We start from the raw sequence: 17470 nt of genomic DNA, 5'->3' as shown, positions 1-17470 counted from the left end.
TGAGGTTGGCGAGATGCAACGATATTTTGTCGAGCCACATCTCTTTCATGAGCATGAGCTAACGATTATCGGAGACGATGTTCATCATATCGTAAACGTGATGCGAGCGCGGGCAGGCGATGAAATTCTCGTCTCGGACGGAGCAGGGAGATCGGCGCGAGCCAAGCTCGTCAGCCTTTCTGCCAAGGAAGTCCAGGCAGAGGTGATCGAGATGCTCCAGGAAGAGCGTGAGCTGCCGATCCGCGTGACCATTGGGCAAGGAATGCCAAAAGGCGAAAAGATGGAGTGGATCTTGCAAAAGGGGACGGAACTCGGAGCGTACTCCTTTTTTCCGTTTTCTTCCGAGAGAACCATCGTCAAACTGGACGCTAAGAAAGAGGCGAAAAAGCTGGAGCGCTGGCGCAAAATCGTCAAGGAGGCTGCCGAGCAGTCGCACCGGGCCGTTTTGCCTGAGCTGCTTGCCCCTGTCTCGTTTCGCGAGGCGCTTGCGGCAGGTCAAGCCTATACGCAGCTGGCTATTGCCTATGAAAAGGAAGGAAGCACGACTGTTCATGAAGTGCTGGAACAGATGGCAAGTGGAGACTCCCTGCTCGTTCTGATTGGGCCTGAAGGGGGCTTCACCCCGGAAGAAGTGGCGCAAGCAGAGAGCAAGGGATTTTTGCCTGTTTCGCTCGGGCCGCGTATTTTGCGCACCGAAACGGCCAGCCAGTATGTACTTGCCGCGGCTTCCTATCAGTTTGAACGAAAAGCTTCCATACATCGCAAAGGATAAGCGCAAGCGAAAGGAGGAATGGCAATGTCTACCGTTGCTTTTCATACATTAGGCTGCAAAGTGAACAGTTATGAGACTGAGGCGATTTGGCAATTGTTCAAGGCAGATGGCTACGAGCGAGTCGACTTTGAACAGGACGACGCCGATGTTTACGTGATCAATACTTGTACCGTTACGAATACAGGTGATAAAAAGAGCCGCCAGGTCATCCGCCGGGCGATTCGCCGCAACCCGGAAGCGATCGTCGCTGTGACAGGCTGCTATGCGCAAACTTCTCCAAGCGAGATTGCACAAATTCCTGGGGTGGATATCGTAGTGGGCACGCAAGGCCGCGAGAAGCTGACCGATTACGTCAAGCAAATCCGCGCTGAGCGCCAACCGATCAATGCGGTCGGAAACATCATGAAAGCCCGTGATTTCGAGGAGCTGGATGTTCCCAACTTTACAGACAGAACCCGCGCTTCCCTGAAAATTCAGGAAGGCTGCAACAACTTCTGCACGTTCTGCATCATTCCGTGGGCGCGTGGTCTCATGCGCTCGCGCAAGCCGGAAAGCGTCGTTGAACAGGCGAAAAAGCTGGTGGAAGCAGGCTATCTGGAAATCGTTCTGACGGGGATTCACACCGGAGGATACGGAGAAGACCTGGAAGACTACAACCTGGCGAAGCTGCTGCTTGATTTGCACGAAGTAGATGGACTGAAACGCATTCGCATCAGCTCCATCGAAGCGAGCCAGATCACGGATGAAGTCATCGAGGTCATCAACAACTCCGACCGTGTCGTACGCCACCTGCACGTACCGCTCCAGGCGGGCGATGATGAAGTGTTGAAGCGCATGCGCCGCAAATACACGACAGCCGAGTTTTATGAAAAAATGGTGAAAGTACGCAAAGCGCTGCCAGGCGCGGCGATCACGACGGACGTCATTGTCGGCTTCCCGGGTGAAACCGAGGAGCAATTCATGAACGGCTACAACTTCATCAAAGAAATCGGCTTCGCCGAGCTGCACGTTTTCCCGTACTCGATGCGCACAGGCACACCGGCTGCGCGGATGACCGACCAGATTCCCGAAGAGGAAAAACACGAGCGCGTGACGAAATTGTTGGAGCTGAATCGGGAGCTGACCATGGCTTACTCCAAGCAGTTTGTCGGCGACGTGCTGGAAGTCATTCCAGAGCGTCCGTTCAAGGATGCGCCGGAAAGCGGCCTGTTGATGGGATATTCCGATAACTACCTGAACGTTGTTTTCCCGGGAGACGAAAGCATGATCGGGAAAATTTGCAAGGTGAAGCTGGAACAACCAGGCTCCGAATATTGCCAGGGAACTTTTGTCCGCGTTGTGGAGACTGAGATGCTGCCTTATTTGAAGGAGCGAGCCATATGAAGGAGATTTCGGCAGGAGGCGTAGTCTATCAGCTGCAAGACGGAGAGTACATGCTTCTCTTGATCGAAGACCGTTATGGCAAAGTGACTTTGGCAAAAGGCAAGCAGGAGATCGGCGAGACTATCGAAGAAACCGCTTTGCGTGAAGTGCTTGAAGAGACGGGAGTGGCGGGGCGTCTCGGCGCCAAGCTTGACCGGATCACTTACGTCTACACGCATCCGGTGACGGGCGAGTCGGTCGACAAAGAAGTCCACTACTATCTGGTCGAGGCTTACAACACAGAAATAACGGTACAGCTGGAAGAAATCAATGACGTTCATTGGCATCCGGCAAAAGAGGCTTGGGAGCTGCAACTCCAGAGAGGCTACCGAAACAACGATGAGATTTTTCGTCTGGCCTTCCAAAAACTCGGGATTGAGGTGTAGTTTATGCAATTGAACAAATTTATCGACCATACCCTGTTGAAGCCAGAAGCGACGCAAGAGATGATCGACAAGCTCTGCGCGGAAGCGAAAGAACACGATTTTATGTCTGTGTGCGTCAACCCTTACTGGGTGAAGCGTTCTGCTGAGCTGTTGGCGGGTACAGATGTGAAAGTGTGCACCGTAATCGGCTTCCCTCTGGGAGCGAATACGACAGCGGCAAAAGTGGCAGAAACTCGCGATGCGATTGCAAACGGCGCAACAGAAGTCGACATGGTGCTGAACGTAGGTGCCCTGAAATCCGGCGATCTGGAAACCGTGAAGCAAGACGTGGCAGCTGTGAAGGATGCAGCTGGAGACATTCTTTTGAAAGTCATTCTTGAAACAGGTCTTTTGACTGATCAGGAAAAAGAAATCGCGTGCAAGCTCTGCGTGGAAGCAGGTGCCGATTACGTAAAAACGTCCACTGGCTTCGGCCCGGGCGGCGCGACGGTAGAAGATATCGCTTTGATGCGTAAAACAGTTGGTCCTGACATTGGAGTGAAGGCATCTGGCGGCGTGCGCGGCGGTGAAGCAGCACTCGCCATGATCGAGGCGGGAGCGAGCCGGATCGGTACAAGCTCTGGCATCTCGATTGTGACTGGAGCGAAAACGACAGGCAGCGGATACTAGAACGACTGGAACGAAAGAAAGCCTGGCCAAGGGAAGGCCGGGCTTTTCCTTCTTTTTCAAGCATTTTCGATAGAGATTAGGCAAAGAGAAAGCGGGAGAGGGGTGTGGCAGGTGAAAATGATCACGGGAGTGGCTATTCTTCTGGCTTTTTACGGAGTGGGAGTGCTTGCGAGCACATGGCTGCACATCCCTTTGCCCGGCAACCTGGTCGGGATGCTTTTGCTGACGCTGGGGCTTGTGACTGGCTGGATTCGGATGGAGTGGGTAGACCGGGCGAGTTCGTTTCTCATCCGGCACATGATGCTGTTTTTCGTGCCGATTATTGTGGGGGTCGTCTCCTACTTCAAATGGTTTGCCCAAGCGCCATGGCCGATCGCGCTGTCGATGATTGTGGCTCCGATGCTGGTCATGTTCGTGACAGGCCGCGTGGTACAAGCTTACTTGAACAGACAGAAGAAGCAAGAGACACCCGCTTCCGCCGTACCAGAGAGGAGGACGCTCGATGCTTAGTCAATGGCTGGCGATCCTCGTTACGCTTGTCGGCTACAAAGGAGCAACGACGGTCAACGCCCGCTTTCCCCGCGTGCAGCCGCTGCTTGTGGCGGTCGTGCTCGTCTGGGTGATCTGGTGGGCGGTGAGCGATGATTGGGAAGCTTTTTCTGCGGGAGGACAGTGGATTTCGTTCTGGCTCGGTCCGGCGACAGTGGCATTGGCTGTTCCTTTGGCCAAACAGATCAGGCAATTCGCCCACATCTGGCGCGGCGTTTTGCTCGGCGTCAGTGCAGGGTGCGCCGTGGCTATCGTGTCGGTGTACGCGATTCATTGGTGCTTCGGATCGGATGACATCTTGCTCAGAAGCATGCTGAGCAAATCGGTGACGACGCCAATCGCTTTGGAACTGACTGCCTCGATAGGCGGAGTGCCTGCTTTGGCAGCCTTTTTTACCGCCCTCACAGGAATGGTTGGGGTGCTGATCGCGCGCCCTGTGCTCAAATGGGGGCGAATTACGGACGACTGGGCGATCGGGATTGCCGTAGGGACGAGTGCGCATGCGATCGGGACAGCCAGTTTGAACCGCATCTCGCCCGTGCAGACGGCTGCATCGAGTGTGGCGATGATCGTGGCCGGGGTCGTCACCTCGCTGTACCTCATCCCGTTTTCTTTTTAATCCATACAGCAGTCGGTGTAGGCGGTTTGCGCTTGTCTGGAATGAGCCATTGGATAAACCGGGCGATCTGCGGAACGAATGGCAGGGCGACCATGGAGCAAATCAGATTGAAAATCGTTTGCGAATGGGCGATTTGCATGGAGGGGCTGCTCGTTAAAAAGGCGCTTACCAGGGCAAGCTGGGAAAGAAAAGGCAAAAACACGACAGCCCCTGCTACATTAAAGAGCGTATGGCACCAGGCGACCTGCTTGGAGGCCGTATTCGTGCCGATGGCGGCTATGACAGCGGTGAAGCATGTGCCGACATTGGCGCCGAGGACGATGGCAAGCGCCGTCTCCATGGACAGGATTTGATGGCTGAGCAACCCCATCGTGATGACGGTCGTTGCAGAGCCGCTATGGATGAGCGCAGTGAAAATGACGCCTGTGATCAGCCCGATCCAGATGGAATGACTGCTCTCCAGAAAAAGCGACCGAAACGTTTCGGATTGTTCCAGCGGCTTGGCCATCAGCTTGAGTGTATCAATCCCGAGGAAAATCAGCCCGAATCCGGCGATGACCAGTCCGGTGCAGCGAACAGTTGGCCGCGGCATCAGCCAGAGGGCGACGCCGACGAGCAACATCGGGATGGCGAACGACTCCAGTTTGAGTGCGACCAGCTCCGTCGTGACGGTCGTTCCCAGGTTGGTGCCGAGAATGATCCCGACGGTTTGCGCGAACTGGATAATCCCCGCATTGGTCAAGCCGATCGTCAAGACGGTGACGGCACTGGAGCTTTGCAGGACGAAAGTCGCAATCAACCCGATCCAGAAGCTGTGGTATGGCGTGCGTGTAAAGCGGGCCATCCATTGTTCCATTTTTTTGCCCGCCAAATTTTGAAATCCGGTCCGCATGGCGTACATACCGAACAGAAAAAAACAGAGCCCGATCGTAAACGGGGCGAGGATGGAGACAATCACAAGTTGGGTTCCTCCTTCTTGGTTACAATGGCAAGCGAGGCTGGCCGTAGAACGCCGGGCCAACCGTAAAGGAAGTTACTATAACGCTATGCCTGTACGAGGGCAAGCATGACAAGGAGAGAATCAACCGCATGGCAAAAGTCTTACTGAATCAGCATCGGAAAAAGCGACTGGAAGCGGGGCATCCGTGGATTTTCCAATCGGAAGTATTGGAAATCCAGGGCGAGGTTGTACCGGGTGAAATCGTTGAGGTGACGAATCACAAAGGACACTTTTTGGCAAAAGGCTACATCAATCCGGCATCGCAAATGATCGTGCGCATTTTGAGCTACGATCCAAAAGAAGACATCGACTATTCGTTCTTCCTGCGCAAAATCAGGCAGGCGGCGGAGTTTCGCACTCGGTTTGTGGACAATCCGCGCGCATGCCGCGTCATTTACGGCGAAGCAGACTTTTTGCCTGGCCTGATCGTGGATCGCTACGAGGACATCCTGGTCGTGCAGGTATTGTCTTTGGGCATGGAAAAGCGGATGGAGTGGATTCGCGATGCGCTTGTGGAAGTGTTTGCGCCTGCTGGCATCTACTTGCGCAACGACGTTCCCGTGCGCAAGCTGGAAGGCTTGGCGGAAGGTAAAGAAGTGCTGTACGGAGAGTGTCCGCGCGAGGTGTTGATTGAGGAAAACGGCTTGAAGTATTACGTGGATATCGTCGAAGGACAAAAGACAGGATTTTTCTACGACCAGCGTGAGAACCGCGCTTCGATTGCGCCATTGATGAAAGGCTGGGGCGAGAAGCACGGCATTACGCTGCAAACCATCGAGGTGGACGGCGAGCAAAAGCTCATGCCAGTCGACAAGCGGGGAAAAGCGATCAAAAATCCGTTCTGGGACGGAGCAGAAGTGCTGGAATGCTTCACCCATACCGGCTCCTTCACGCTGAACGCTTGCAAGCACGGCGCGAAAAAAGTAACCGCGCTCGACATTTCCGAGCATGCGATCGAAACCGCAAAGCGCAACATCACCTTGAACGGCTTTTTGCATCGCGTCGATTTTGTCGTGGCAAACGCGTTTGATTACTTGCGGGAAAATGTCGAGGCAGGAAAGAGCTGGGATGTCGTCATTCTCGATCCGCCCGCCTTCGCCAAATCGCGCGGCGCGGTCAAAGGCGCATGCCGCGGCTACAAAGATATCAACCTGAACGGGATGAAGCTCGTTCGTCCTGGCGGTTTTTTGGTCACCGCCTCATGCTCGTACCACATGTCTCCGGAACTGTTCCTGGAAACGATCCAGGAAGCGGCTGTGGACGCGAAAAAAATATTGCGCCTGATCGAGTGGCGCGGGGCAGGCAAAGACCACCCGCAAATCAGCGGCGCTGACGAAGCGCATTACCTGAAATTCGCGATCTTTGAAGTGCGCGATCGCAAGTAGAAAAAGAGAACAGCGCCGGAGCGTATCTGGCGCTGTTTTTGCGTTTTCGTGAAAAGGATGGGACGCACAGGGCTAAGCTGCTGCCCGGGCAAGCTGGCAGACATTCGAGCGACCAGTCCGCTGCCCAAACAAGCTGGCAGATATTCAAGCGTCCCGTCCGCTAGGCGAAGTCAGGCTTACTGCGCAAACTGCTTGTCGTTTTTCACCTGCCGGACGAGGTCGAGAGCCTTTTTGAAGCCAAGCTCTTTTCCCAGCAAGACTTGTCCTTCTGCGGGGGTAGCGGCGCGCGCCTGGCTGAGCGTATGCAACTCGTGAACAAGCAAATGCTCGATGAGATAGAGCTGGACCTGGCCGATTTCCCGCTCGCTTTTGCGATCCCGCTCCCGAAACTTCGCCCGTTGCTGGCTTTCCTCCACGTATTTATCGATGTCGTCTTCGAGAAAATGCGAGGCGTTGCCAATAATTTGGCGATAGTCATCCGTCTGGGAGGGAATAGGCCGGATGGTGTGGCCGAGGTGAGCGAGCAAAAATTTGTTCAAAACGATGTTGTCGCGCGTGTAATCATTGTGCAGGAGCGAGTATTCCCCCAAAAAAGTTCCGGCGTCTTTATCGAAGCTGTGCAACAACGTGTACGTGGAGCAATACGTACAATAAAGCAAGTAGTCTCTCATGGACATCCCTCCAGCAAAATAGCTCCATGACAGTGTTTTTACTACCCATGATATGACAAAGTTCATGCGTGGGTGATACTTGCTTCTCTTGTATTTGGCAGTCGGTTTGTGTATGCTAAATGACGGGCTTTGCCCGGTACAAAGAGCAGATGCTGGGCGCTTGCATAGCATAGGAGAGAGATGAAACTCAAGGGTAGACTCTTTGCCTGCCACAGAGGAAAGGAGCATGGCACGGATGGGAAACGATAAGATCCGTCTAGGAATTATTTATGGAGGAAAATCCTCGGAGCACGAGGTTTCATTGCGTACGGCCTTGTCGATCATGAAGGCTGTCGATGCAAATAAATACGAGGTAACGCCCATTTACGTTCAGTTGGACGGAACTTGGGTAAAAGGAGACGCTTTCGCTGAGCAGGTGCCGCAAAACATCGACACACTGCGCCTCGCTTCCGGCGATCCGGCAAAAAAATCTGACTCCTTGTTCGATATCGCGCAGCAAGTCGATGTGATTTTTCCTGTCGTGCATGGGCCGAACGGGGAAGATGGCACGATTCAAGGACTGCTGGAGCTGGTCAACCTGCCATATGTGGGAACAGGCGTGATGGCTTCCGCTGTCGGGATGGACAAGTGGATGATGAAGACGGTTTTTGCCCAAGCGGGCTTGCCGCAGGTTAAGTACGTAGGGTTTTTGCGCTCCCAGTGGGAAAAAGGTCCCGAGGAAGTGGCGGAAACAATCGAGCGTGAACTTGGCTACCCATGCTTTGTCAAGCCAGCGAACATGGGCTCCAGCGTCGGAATCAGCAAGGCGAAGAACCGCGCAGAACTGGTGACCGCGATCAATCTGGCTGCCCGTTTTGACCGCAGGCTGATCGTGGAGGAGTTTGTTTCGGTGCGCGAGCTGGAGATCGGCGTGCTTGGCAACGAGGAGCTGGTCACGTCTGTCGTCGGCGAAATTATCGCGGCCAAAGAATTTTATGACTACGAAGCCAAGTACAAGGGAGCGGGCACAGAGCTGTCCATTCCTGCGGTCGTTCCTGCGCATGTCGCAGAAGGCATCTCCGATATCGCGAAAAAGGCATTTCAGGCGCTGGACGGCTCAGGGCTTTCCCGCGTCGACTTTTTCTGGGATGAGAAAAACGACCAACTGTACATTAACGAAGTAAACACGATGCCAGGCTTTACCCCGTTCAGCATGTACCCGATGCTTTTCCAGGCAGCGGGTGTGGGCTACAGCGAACTGATCGACCGCCTGGTGCAGCTGGCGATAGAGCGCCATGCCGATAAGCAGCGCAACATCGTGGAAGCCGAAGGGCTGGAATAGCAATCTGAATTTTACGACCTACAAGCAAACGCAAAAAAGCCGTCTCTCAACTGATCCGAGAGGCGGCTTTCTTTTTTTCTATTCGTGCTGTTCCAGATCAGTCAAAAGCGTCCACAGCTCCATCCCGCGCGACGCTTTGAACAAAAAGGCATGGCTGGCATCGCGCAATGGCAGAAGGGCGGCGAGCGCCTCCGGTTTGCTTGCCACATGCAGCTTGTTGCCGTTATAGGCGCGATGAAGATGTTGCGTATCCTCGCCAACGGTGACGAGCAGCTCGATGTGCTCGACAATATCGTTGAGCGCTTCGCCGACTCCTGCGTGCATGTGAGCGCTTTGCTCGCCCATCTCGTACATGTCGCCCAAGACGAGCACTTTTTTGCGGCCAGGAAACAGCTCGGCGAACGTCCGGGCAGCAGCTTCCATGGAAGACGGACTGGCGTTGTATGCATCGCTGATATACAGGGAGCCGTGTCTGGAATGCACCTGTTCAAACCGCATGGCAGAGAGCTTGACCGTGGAGAGCGCTTGCACGATTTGTTCTGTGTCCATCCCCAGTCTTTTCGCAATCGCAATCGCAGGAAGCGCGTTCAGCACGCTATGCTTGCCGTGAAGCGGGAGAAAGGCGGAGAAGCGTTCGCCATTCGCGAAGCAGACGTCAAACTGTGTTCCATTATCATTCGGCTGAATATGTTCCGCCCAGATGTCACAAGGCTCCAGCACGGAATAGTACATGATCTCCCCGGCATACAGATGGGCCACTCGCGGCAAATACTCCGAGTCCTTGTTGAGAAGAACCAGGCCGTCAGGGGCGGTGTGGGGGAGCAGCTCGGCTTTGGCGAGCGCAAGCTTTTCCCGCGTGCCGAAAAACTCCAGATGCGACTCGCCGATATACGTAATGACGCTGATCTCCGGCTTGACGAGCGAAGCCAATAAGTCGATCTCTCCGGCGTGATTCATCCCCAGCTCCAGCACGGCAGCCTGGTGTTGCGGCTCCATTTGCAGCAAGGAAAGCGGCACGCCCAAATGATTGTTCAAGTTTTTATATGTCTTGTAGACAGGGGATCGCGCTTCCAATACGTGAGCTACGATGTCCTTCACCGTCGTTTTCCCGATGCTGCCCGTAATCGCGATATGCGGGATCGCAAAGTCTTTCCGATAGGCAGCTGCCAGCTTTTGAAAACCGCGCAGCGTGTCATTGACGAGAATCAGCCCGAACTCCTCGGGCAAGCCAGCGGGAATTTTTTCCTGATTGGATACGAGTGCGGCTACCGCTCCTTGTTCGGCTGCTTGCAGCAAAAAATCGTGCCCATCGCGAGCGCCGCCTGTCAGCGCCACGAATAAAGAACCCGCTTTCAGTTGGCGGGTATCAAAGTGAACCGATGACAAGACAAGGTGCGGGGAGCCTGCCAGCAAGAGTCCTTCTGCATTGATTGTCGCCTGTTCCAGTGCAAGTGGTTTCATGTGCACGAACTCCTTTTTTCTATATGATCCATCTCCAACCTCGAAGCTGACCACGCGCACGTGAAATCGCGAAGTCATCCGGTCACGAACTCGTGAATCCTCGAAGTCATGCTACCATGCGCCCGGGAAGGCCGCAAGACAAAAGTGCGGGACAAGCCATTGCATTTGCTTCGTGCTGTCCGCTATCATGAAACTATCTGTGTCTTGCAAAACATCGAAGCCATCTACATAGCTGAAAGGGGTTTCCCACATGGAGAAAAGCATTTTTACCCGGATTATGGAGGGCGAAATTCCAGCCCGCGTAGAATATGAAGACGAACACGTTATCGTGATTCACGACATCGCGCCAAAGGCACGCGTCCACCTGCTGATCATCCCGCGCAAGCCGATTGCGACATTAATGGATGTAACAGCGGAAGATTTGCCGCTGATCGGCCATATTCATCAAGTGGCGCAGACATTGGCGAAAAAGCTGGAGCTGTCAGGATTTCGCCTGATTAATAACTGCGGAAAAGAAGGCGGACAAGAAGTTTTCCATATTCATTACCACCTCTTGGCAGGATTTCACGAATAAAAATGAACTAAAGGTTGACCTTCATTAGTCATCTATCCTATAATGAAGTGTGACAGTCTGTTCGTACGACGATTCAGGCGTCCCACGGTTTTAGCGGAGGGAGGGAAGACAAATGGCAGAAATTCGAGTCAAGAAAAACGAGTCTTTGGATAGCGCACTTCGCCGCTTCAAGCGTGAGAGCGCCAAATCCGGGGTGATGGCGGAACTGCGTAAACGTCGCCACTTTGAGAAGCCTAGCATTAAGCGTAAAAAGAAATCCGAAGCAGCTCGTAAGCGTAAGTTTTAATGGACGGAGGGCCCATCATGAGTGTAATGGAGCGACTCGATCAAGATATGAAGCAAGCAATGAGAGACAAAGCTGCTCTAAAACTCTCTGTTATTCGCATGGTGAAAGCCGCTTTAAAGAATGAAGAGATTAACAAAGGCAGAACTTTGTCTGAAGACGAAGTGCTGACCATCTTGACTCGTGAGTTAAAACAACGCCGTGAATCCCTCCACGAATTTGAGAAGGCAGGCCGTGAAGAACTTGCCTTAAAATCGCGCGAAGAGATCGATGTGCTCTCCGCTTACTTACCCGCTCAGCTCAGCGAAGATGAGATTCGCGATATCGTTCGGGAAGCTATTGCTGCCACCAATGCCACCTCCAAGAAGGAGATGGGCAAAGTGATGGGAGCACTTATGCCGAAAGTGAAAGGCAGAGCAGACGGAAACCTCGTGCAAAAGATTGTATCTGAGGAACTACCATCGTAGATAAGCAACACCTCATATAGATACGAATGGAAAAGCCCAGCCGGATGACGGTTGGGTTTTTTCTTTGTTTCCCCAAAAGCTGACAAAAATCTGAAACAATCTCCTCCTTTGTTCGTATACCTTATTGGGCATAAGTTGAAGCTGATACGAGGAAGGAGGTAAATGTCATGACTGCAACGAGGTTAGCGTTGCGGCGGATGCGATTGCTACTGTCTCTTCTTTGCCTGATCACGGGCTTCTCGATGTTTTTGTTTACGCCAGGCATTCAGGCCCAGTCTTATCAGAAAGCGGTCTGGATTCCGGTAGACAACACAATCGAGCGTGGCTTGGAGAGTTTCCTTGCAAGGGCTTTCGCAGATGCACAGGAAGAAAAAGCAGACCTTGTCATTTTGCATATTAATACGCCGGGTGGCGAAGTGGACGCTGCTGATCAGATTGGCCAGTTGATTCGCCAATCACCCATGCATACCATCGCCTATATTGATAACCAGGCTTTCTCAGCGGGAACATACATCGCTTTGAACGCTAACGAAATCATTATGACGCCAGGAAGCAGCATGGGAGCGGCTACACCGATTGATCTGGCGGGCAATGCAGCAGACATCAAGTTCATCTCGGGATGGAGCAAAAAAATGACCGCTGCCGCCAGTCTGAACCAACGCAATCCGGACGTGGCGCGAGCAATGGTCGAAATCGATACGGAGTTTCCGGGACTGAAGCCAAAAGGAACCGTGCTTTCGCTCGATGCGCAGCAAGCGAAAACGCTCGGCTACGCAGATCACGTCGTTTCTGGAAAAGAGGAGCTGCTTGCCAGCCTGGGAATTTCCAGCGACTCTCTGCATGTGATCGAGCCGACTGGCGGGGAAAAGGTTGCGCGCTGGGTAACCAGCCCGTACGTCATGAGCTTGCTTTTAGTTATCGGTCTGGTCGGGATTGTCGTTGAACTGTTTGCACCAGGCTTTGGCGTCGCCGGAACGATTTCGCTAGTTTCGTTTGGCTTGTATTTCTTCGGGCATTATGTCGCAGGCTTTGCAAACTGGCTGCACATCGGTCTGTTTGTCATCGGAATTTTACTCATGATTCTAGAAATTTTCCTGCCAGGCGGCATCGTCGGAGCCATCGGCTTTATCAGTATCGTGACTGGCCTGGTGATGGCTGCCTACGATACGCAGCAAGGACTCGCCTCGCTGGGAATTGCGGCTGTAGTTACACTTGTTGTAACGTTTCTGCTCGTCAAGCGTTACGGCATCAAAGGACTTTTTGGCAAGTTCGTCCTCGGTGACGCACAGCACAACGAGGAAGGCTATGTGGCCCCGAAAGATCAGCGTGATCTCACGGGCAAGTCCGGCATTGCCCTGACGCCTTTGCGCCCTGCTGGTGTCGTAAAAGTGGAAGGCAAGCGTGTCGATGCGGTATCTGCCGGAGGCTTCATCGCAGCCGGAACGGCGATTGTCGTCGTGCAAGTAGAAGGGACGCGTGTCGTCGTGTCTGAACAAGAATAAAGGAGTGACAGCATTATGTTGGAAAGCGGATTGATTCCCCTAATTTTTATGGTGGCTGTAGCCATCGTGGCCCTTTCGATTTTCTTCTCGTTTGTACCAGTCATGCTCTGGATTTCCGCCCTCGCGTCGGGCGTGAACATCGGGATTATTACACTTGTGGCGATGCGTTTGCGCCGGGTCGTTCCATCCCGCATCGTGAACCCGTTGATTAAAGCTCGCAAAGCAGGCTTGCAGCTGGACACGAACCAACTGGAAAGCCACTATCTTGCAGGCGGTAACGTTGACCGCGTTGTCGACGCCCTCGTAGCAGCGCAACGTGCAGATATTCCGCTCGGCTTTGAACGCGCCGCAGCGATTGACTTGGCAGGGCGCGATGTATTGGAAGCCGTGCAAATGAGCGTTAACCCGAAAGTGATTGAAACTCCTGTCGTAGCAGCGATGGCAAAAGACGGTATCGAGCTGCGCACGAAAGCGAAAGTAACCGTTCGCGCCAATATTGACCGTCTGGTCGGTGGTGCTGGTGAAGAAACGATCATCGCCCGTGTCGGTGAAGGGATTGTCTCCACGATCGGTTCTTCCAACAGCCACAAAGACGTATTGGAAAACCCTGATCTCATCTCCAAAACCGTTTTGAACAAAGGTCTGGACGCTGGTACAGCGTTTGAAATTCTCTCCATTGATATCGCGGACGTAGATGTCGGCAAAAACATCGGGGCACAGCTGCAAACGGACCAAGCGGAAGCCGACAAGCGCATTGCGCAGGCAAAAGCCGAGGAGCGTCGTGCGATGGCGGTTGCCCAGGAACAAGAAATGATCGCCCGCGTACAAGAAATGAAAGCAAAAGTAGTCGAGGCGGAAGCACAAGTTCCACTTGCATTGGCAGAAGCGTTGACCAGCGGCAAAATGGGCGTCATGGATTACTACAACCTGCAGAACATCGCAGCCGATACACAAATGCGCGAATCGTTCGGGCACTCAGGTGACAAACAGGACCCTGCTTCGCCTGATCAGAAAGAATAAGGGCGATTGCCATGGAAGATCTCTTTGATCTTTTCCTTGACCTGATTGACTGGATTCTGCCTCTGCTAGGAAAGTTCTGGTTCGTTATTTTGGGTTACATCGGCTACAAGCTGCTGGGAAAAGAAAAAGCCAAAGGAAAGCGGATGTCGCAAGGAACGCCAAACAAGCCCCTGACACCTGTGGATACACCTTGGACAGCCGAGCCTGCGCCAGATGCGCAGCAAGAGCGAAAAACGGTACGGGCCACGGCCAAATACGAGCCGCTGGAATCGAGAGCGGAGTCGATGGAAGGCGTCGGAGTGGAGCAGGAGTGGGCATTTTCCGAGCCTGTACGCGCTTCGACAGGTTCTACGATCCGTACATCGAGCGCGACCAGACAAATGTCGGCGGCGCAGCGCGTCAAGCCGCAGTCTGCTGCTCCTCTCGATCCGCGGGAAGGGATGAAGTGGGCGCTCATCTTTGGCGAGCCGCGCTCAAAAGCTTCTTACTTTGCCCAGCGTTCACGAAAAATAAGCAAATAACGTACAGAAAAAACAGGTAAACAAATGTTTGCCTGTTTTTTTGTTGGATTGTAAAAAACGAGCAGCTTGCAGCCATAGTCGTAACCAACCCTTGTGCTGGGAAAAACCAGATGGAGGGTTTGCCTTATGCTAACCTCCCCGCAGATCAACTTGTCCATTTTGCAAAATGCCGTGCACTTGTTTTCGTATGAATGCCGCACCGTTCGCTCGCATACGCATAGGTAAGAATGATATTGCACCGAAAGTGGCACGACCCATTTTCAGAAAACGAGGCGCGTGCGCCTGTAGAAGGGGGGCTTATCCATGAAGCGTTGGAGCCGCCGTCTGCGCCAATTGGCCGGAGGTGTGTTGGATCTGCCGCAAGATGTGGTCCTGGAAGTCCCGCGCATTACGATGATCGGTCATTTGCAAATGTACATAGAGAATCATCGCGGTGTTCTGCATTTCAGCGAACACGAGCTGCGTCTGCTGCTTACAAACGGCCAGATGATTGTCTCAGGCGAACAGCTTGTCATCCGGGCGATTTTGCCGGAAGAGGTGCTTCTCGAAGGAAGGATTGGCGGAGTCAAATTTTTGGAGACAGGGCCACAAGGCTCCTAGCACAAGGAAAGGTGGACGGCACATATGCGTAACGGACTCAAGGAATGGGTAGATGGACACATCACCATCACCGTACGGGGTAAGCGGTTTGAGCGTTTGCTGAATATGGCCGTGCGGGATGGCATTCGAATCTGGAATATTCGCAGGGTCGGTGCGGAGGTGAGCCGCTGCGATATTCTGATTCGCGACTATTTTCGCCTCAGGCCGCTGTTGAAGGAGACAGGCTGTCGCAGCCACGTGGAAAACAGGGACGGATTGCCTTTCTGGCTGCTCCGCGTGCGCAGGCGCGCTGGACTGGCTATTGGCGCTGTTTTGTTTTTTATTGGATTGTACATGCTTTCCTCGTTTGTATGGAGCGTGGAAGTAACGGGAACGAAGCACATCGACCCTGCACGCGTCATTCGCGCTGCGGACGAGATCGGGATTAAACAAGGGGCATGGAAGGTCAAACTAAAGGAACCGCTGCTGCTGCAAAAAGAACTGTTGAGCTTGTTGCCGGAAGCCGCCTGGGTCGGAATCGACATCCAGGGAACGAAGGTCAGGCTGCAAGTGGTGGAAAAGGAAGCGCCCGTCAAGCCTTTGGCGACGGGGCCGCGCCATCTCGTCGCCAAAAAGCGTGCTGTCATCCATAAAATTCTCCCGGAAGTGGGCAAAAGCCAGGTGACGAACAATCAGCTTGTCGAAAAAGGCCAGGTGCTCATCTCCGGAATCATTGGCAATGACACGCGCCAGCAAGCCGTATCGGCGCGAGGCAAGGTGCAGGGAGAAGTCTGGTATGTAAGCAACACCTCTGTCCCTTTGAAGCAAACGATCTATCGGCTGACCGGAGAGAAGCAGGAGCAGCAGTATTTGCTGGTGGGATCGTATGCGATTCAAGTGTGGCCGTTTAACAAAGAGCTGTTTTCCGAAGCCCAGACGTCGGAAAAACGCTACGTTCCTTCCTATGCGGGATACACGTCGCCAGTAGGCTGGAAAACGGTCGAATATGCGCAAATCGAGCCGGTTACGAAGCAATTGAGCACAGAAGAGGCCACGGAAGTAGCGAAAAAATTCGCCAGAGCAGACATTTTGCAAAAAGCTGGTAAAGATGCGTTCATTCAGGACGAAAAAGTTTTGCACGTCACCGCAGAGAATGGTAAAGTTTACGTAAGCATTCATTTTTCCGTCATTGAAGAAATTGCCGTTGAACAGCCAATCGTACCCCAGTCACCCGTGAACAATGGCAATCCGTGACGTCAATTGCTGATAACCGTTGCAAGGAGATGGAAGCCTGTTGCACGTACAAGATGAGGTAAGAATCCCGTTTTCAGACGCATCTGAGGCTCTGCTTTTGTTTGGACCGCACGACGCGTACCTAAAGCTGATCGAGGAAAAAAGTCCTGCCCAAATCATGACCCGCGAAGGCGAACTGGTCATTAGCGGCGACAAGCCGGAAGTGGATAAGCTGACCGAGCTGATCGGCGTTTTGCTGCAGCTGATCCGCAGAGGAATCGCTTTGTCCGAACGAGACATCTCGTACGCGATGATGCTCGTAGGCCGGGGAGAAGCAGCCCAACTGCTGGATGTTTATGATGAGGAAGTGGCGCGCACCCAGCGCGGAAAAGTAATCAGGGCCAAAACTCTCGGACAGCGGCACTATTTGTCGGCGATCAAGAAGCGCGACATCGTCTTCGGAATAGGGCCTGCCGGAACGGGAAAAACGTATTTGGCAGTGGTCACAGCAGTAAACGCGTTGAAAAATGGACGTGTCAAACGGATCGTTCTTACCAGACCGGCTGTAGAGGCGGGAGAAAGCTTGGGCTTTTTGCCTGGCGATCTGCAAGAAAAAGTAGACCCGTATCTGCGTCCGCTTTACGATGCTTTGTATGACATGCTTGGAAACGAGCAGGTAGCCAAGATGATGGAGCGCGGACTGATTGAAGTGGCTCCTTTGGCATACATGCGTGGGCGTACATTGGAGGACTCGTTTGTCATTCTGGATGAGGCGCAAAACACCACTCCCGAGCAAATGAAAATGTTTTTGACCAGGCTTGGTTTCGGCTCCAAAATGGTGATTACCGGAGACGTAACACAGGTGGACTTGCCGAAAGGGAAAAAATCCGGCTTGCGTGAAGCGCAGCGCATTTTAGGCGCGATACCGGATGTAGCTTTCATCCATTTCCAGGAAGGCGATGTCGTACGCCACAGTCTGGTGCAAAAAATTATCGCTGCCTATGCAAAAGAAGAAGTCGACCACGGCTATTGATAA

20 protein-coding genes are annotated in these 17470 nt (G+C 53.3%); 17 read left to right on the top strand and 3 right to left on the bottom strand.

The annotated features are described in order from the left end of the window. Positions 1-13 precede the first annotated feature (13 nt). From IRJ17_RS22485 to IRJ17_RS22460, 6 genes are all read left to right on the top strand, one after another. On the top strand, positions 14-772 hold the full coding sequence (locus IRJ17_RS22485; RefSeq protein ID WP_063231386.1) for a 16S rRNA (uracil(1498)-N(3))-methyltransferase: 759 nt from the start codon (positions 14-16) through the stop codon (positions 770-772). Positions 773-796: 24 nt separating this feature from the next. After that, positions 797-2155, top strand: a complete 1359-nt coding sequence (gene mtaB, locus IRJ17_RS22480) for a tRNA (N(6)-L-threonylcarbamoyladenosine(37)-C(2))-methylthiotransferase MtaB (RefSeq protein ID WP_122964102.1) — start codon at positions 797-799, stop codon at positions 2153-2155. Beyond that, positions 2152-2580: an NUDIX hydrolase gene (locus tag IRJ17_RS22475; protein ID WP_122964101.1), complete on the top strand. Its 429-nt coding sequence runs from the start codon at positions 2152-2154 to the stop codon at positions 2578-2580. The genes mtaB and IRJ17_RS22475 overlap by 4 nt, the downstream gene beginning before the upstream one ends. 3 nt (positions 2581-2583) lie before the next feature. Then, entirely contained in the window at positions 2584-3249 is a 666-nt protein-coding gene (gene deoC, locus IRJ17_RS22470; protein ID WP_063231389.1) for a deoxyribose-phosphate aldolase, read from the top strand. A 117-nt stretch (positions 3250-3366) separates the two neighbouring features. Further along, a complete protein-coding gene (locus IRJ17_RS22465) occupies positions 3367-3759 on the top strand; it encodes a CidA/LrgA family protein (protein ID WP_217365650.1) in 393 nt (130 codons plus the stop codon). Continuing rightward, positions 3752-4417 carry an LrgB family protein gene (locus IRJ17_RS22460; protein ID WP_122964099.1) on the top strand — a complete coding sequence of 222 codons (666 nt, stop codon included), beginning with the start codon at positions 3752-3754 and terminating at the stop codon, positions 4415-4417. Before IRJ17_RS22465 ends, IRJ17_RS22460 begins: the two co-directional genes overlap by 8 nt. Here the strand turns inward: IRJ17_RS22460 and IRJ17_RS22455 are convergent. Then, a complete protein-coding gene (locus IRJ17_RS22455) occupies positions 4398-5375 on the bottom strand; it encodes a Na/Pi cotransporter family protein (RefSeq protein ID WP_122964098.1) in 978 nt (325 codons plus the stop codon). The genes IRJ17_RS22460 and IRJ17_RS22455 overlap by 20 nt on opposite strands. Positions 5376-5506: 131 nt before the next feature. On the opposite strand from IRJ17_RS22455, the gene IRJ17_RS22450 reads away from it, so the two are divergent. After that, the gene (locus IRJ17_RS22450; RefSeq protein WP_122964097.1) at positions 5507-6802 is read left to right on the top strand and encodes a class I SAM-dependent rRNA methyltransferase; all 1296 of its coding nucleotides are present in this window, start codon (positions 5507-5509) and stop codon (positions 6800-6802) included. 176 nt (positions 6803-6978) lie between these two features. Here the strand turns inward: IRJ17_RS22450 and IRJ17_RS22445 are convergent, their stop codons facing one another. After that, entirely contained in the window at positions 6979-7473 is a 495-nt protein-coding gene (locus tag IRJ17_RS22445) for a hypothetical protein (protein WP_122964096.1), read from the bottom strand. Positions 7474-7708: 235 nt separating this feature from the next. On the opposite strand from IRJ17_RS22445, the gene IRJ17_RS22440 reads away from it, so the two are divergent. Beyond that, a complete protein-coding gene (locus IRJ17_RS22440; RefSeq protein ID WP_122964095.1) occupies positions 7709-8794 on the top strand; it encodes a D-alanine--D-alanine ligase in 1086 nt (361 codons plus the stop codon). 78 nt (positions 8795-8872) lie between these two features. Here IRJ17_RS22440 and IRJ17_RS22435 read toward each other — a convergent pair whose 3' ends face one another. Further along, positions 8873-10255, bottom strand: a complete 1383-nt coding sequence (locus IRJ17_RS22435; RefSeq protein WP_122964094.1) for a UDP-N-acetylmuramoyl-tripeptide--D-alanyl-D-alanine ligase — start codon at positions 10253-10255, stop codon at positions 8873-8875. A gap of 250 nt (positions 10256-10505) precedes the next feature. Here IRJ17_RS22435 and IRJ17_RS22430 point away from each other — a divergent pair, with 250 nt between their 5' ends. The 9 genes from IRJ17_RS22430 (at position 10506) to IRJ17_RS22390 (ending at position 17467) form a co-directional block, all read left to right on the top strand. Beyond that, on the top strand, positions 10506-10829 hold the full coding sequence (locus tag IRJ17_RS22430) for a histidine triad nucleotide-binding protein (protein WP_242771955.1): 324 nt from the start codon (positions 10506-10508) through the stop codon (positions 10827-10829). A gap of 112 nt (positions 10830-10941) precedes the next feature. Then, positions 10942-11115: a 30S ribosomal protein S21 gene (gene rpsU / locus IRJ17_RS22425; RefSeq protein WP_007727630.1), complete on the top strand. Its 174-nt coding sequence runs from the start codon at positions 10942-10944 to the stop codon at positions 11113-11115. Positions 11116-11132: 17 nt separating this feature from the next. After that, positions 11133-11579 carry a GatB/YqeY domain-containing protein gene (locus IRJ17_RS22420; RefSeq protein ID WP_063231398.1) on the top strand — a complete coding sequence of 149 codons (447 nt, stop codon included), beginning with the start codon at positions 11133-11135 and terminating at the stop codon, positions 11577-11579. Between the two features lie 167 nt (positions 11580-11746). Beyond that, on the top strand, positions 11747-13081 hold the full coding sequence (locus tag IRJ17_RS22415) for an NfeD family protein (protein WP_122964092.1): 1335 nt from the start codon (positions 11747-11749) through the stop codon (positions 13079-13081). Positions 13082-13096: 15 nt separating this feature from the next. Further along, positions 13097-14101 (top strand): flotillin-like protein FloA, encoded by a 1005-nt coding sequence (floA, locus tag IRJ17_RS22410; RefSeq protein ID WP_122964091.1) that lies wholly within the window; start codon positions 13097-13099, stop codon positions 14099-14101. A gap of 11 nt (positions 14102-14112) precedes the next feature. Then, on the top strand, positions 14113-14622 hold the full coding sequence (locus tag IRJ17_RS22405) for a hypothetical protein (protein ID WP_173598582.1): 510 nt from the start codon (positions 14113-14115) through the stop codon (positions 14620-14622). A gap of 303 nt (positions 14623-14925) precedes the next feature. Further along, positions 14926-15222, top strand: a complete 297-nt coding sequence (yqfC, locus tag IRJ17_RS22400) for a sporulation protein YqfC (protein ID WP_007777585.1) — start codon at positions 14926-14928, stop codon at positions 15220-15222. Positions 15223-15246: 24 nt separating this feature from the next. Further along, positions 15247-16455 (top strand): sporulation protein YqfD, encoded by a 1209-nt coding sequence (yqfD, locus tag IRJ17_RS22395; protein WP_122964089.1) that lies wholly within the window; start codon positions 15247-15249, stop codon positions 16453-16455. Between the two features lie 40 nt (positions 16456-16495). Continuing rightward, a complete protein-coding gene (locus IRJ17_RS22390; protein WP_122964088.1) occupies positions 16496-17467 on the top strand; it encodes a PhoH family protein in 972 nt (323 codons plus the stop codon). The last annotated feature ends 3 nt before the right edge of the window (positions 17468-17470 follow it).

Source organism: Brevibacillus parabrevis, assembly GCF_022701015.1.
Lineage (GTDB): Bacteria > Bacillota > Bacilli > Brevibacillales > Brevibacillaceae > Brevibacillus > Brevibacillus parabrevis.
The sequence above is the reverse complement of the archived record's forward strand: the minus strand, read 5'-3'. Positions and strand labels throughout refer to the sequence as shown.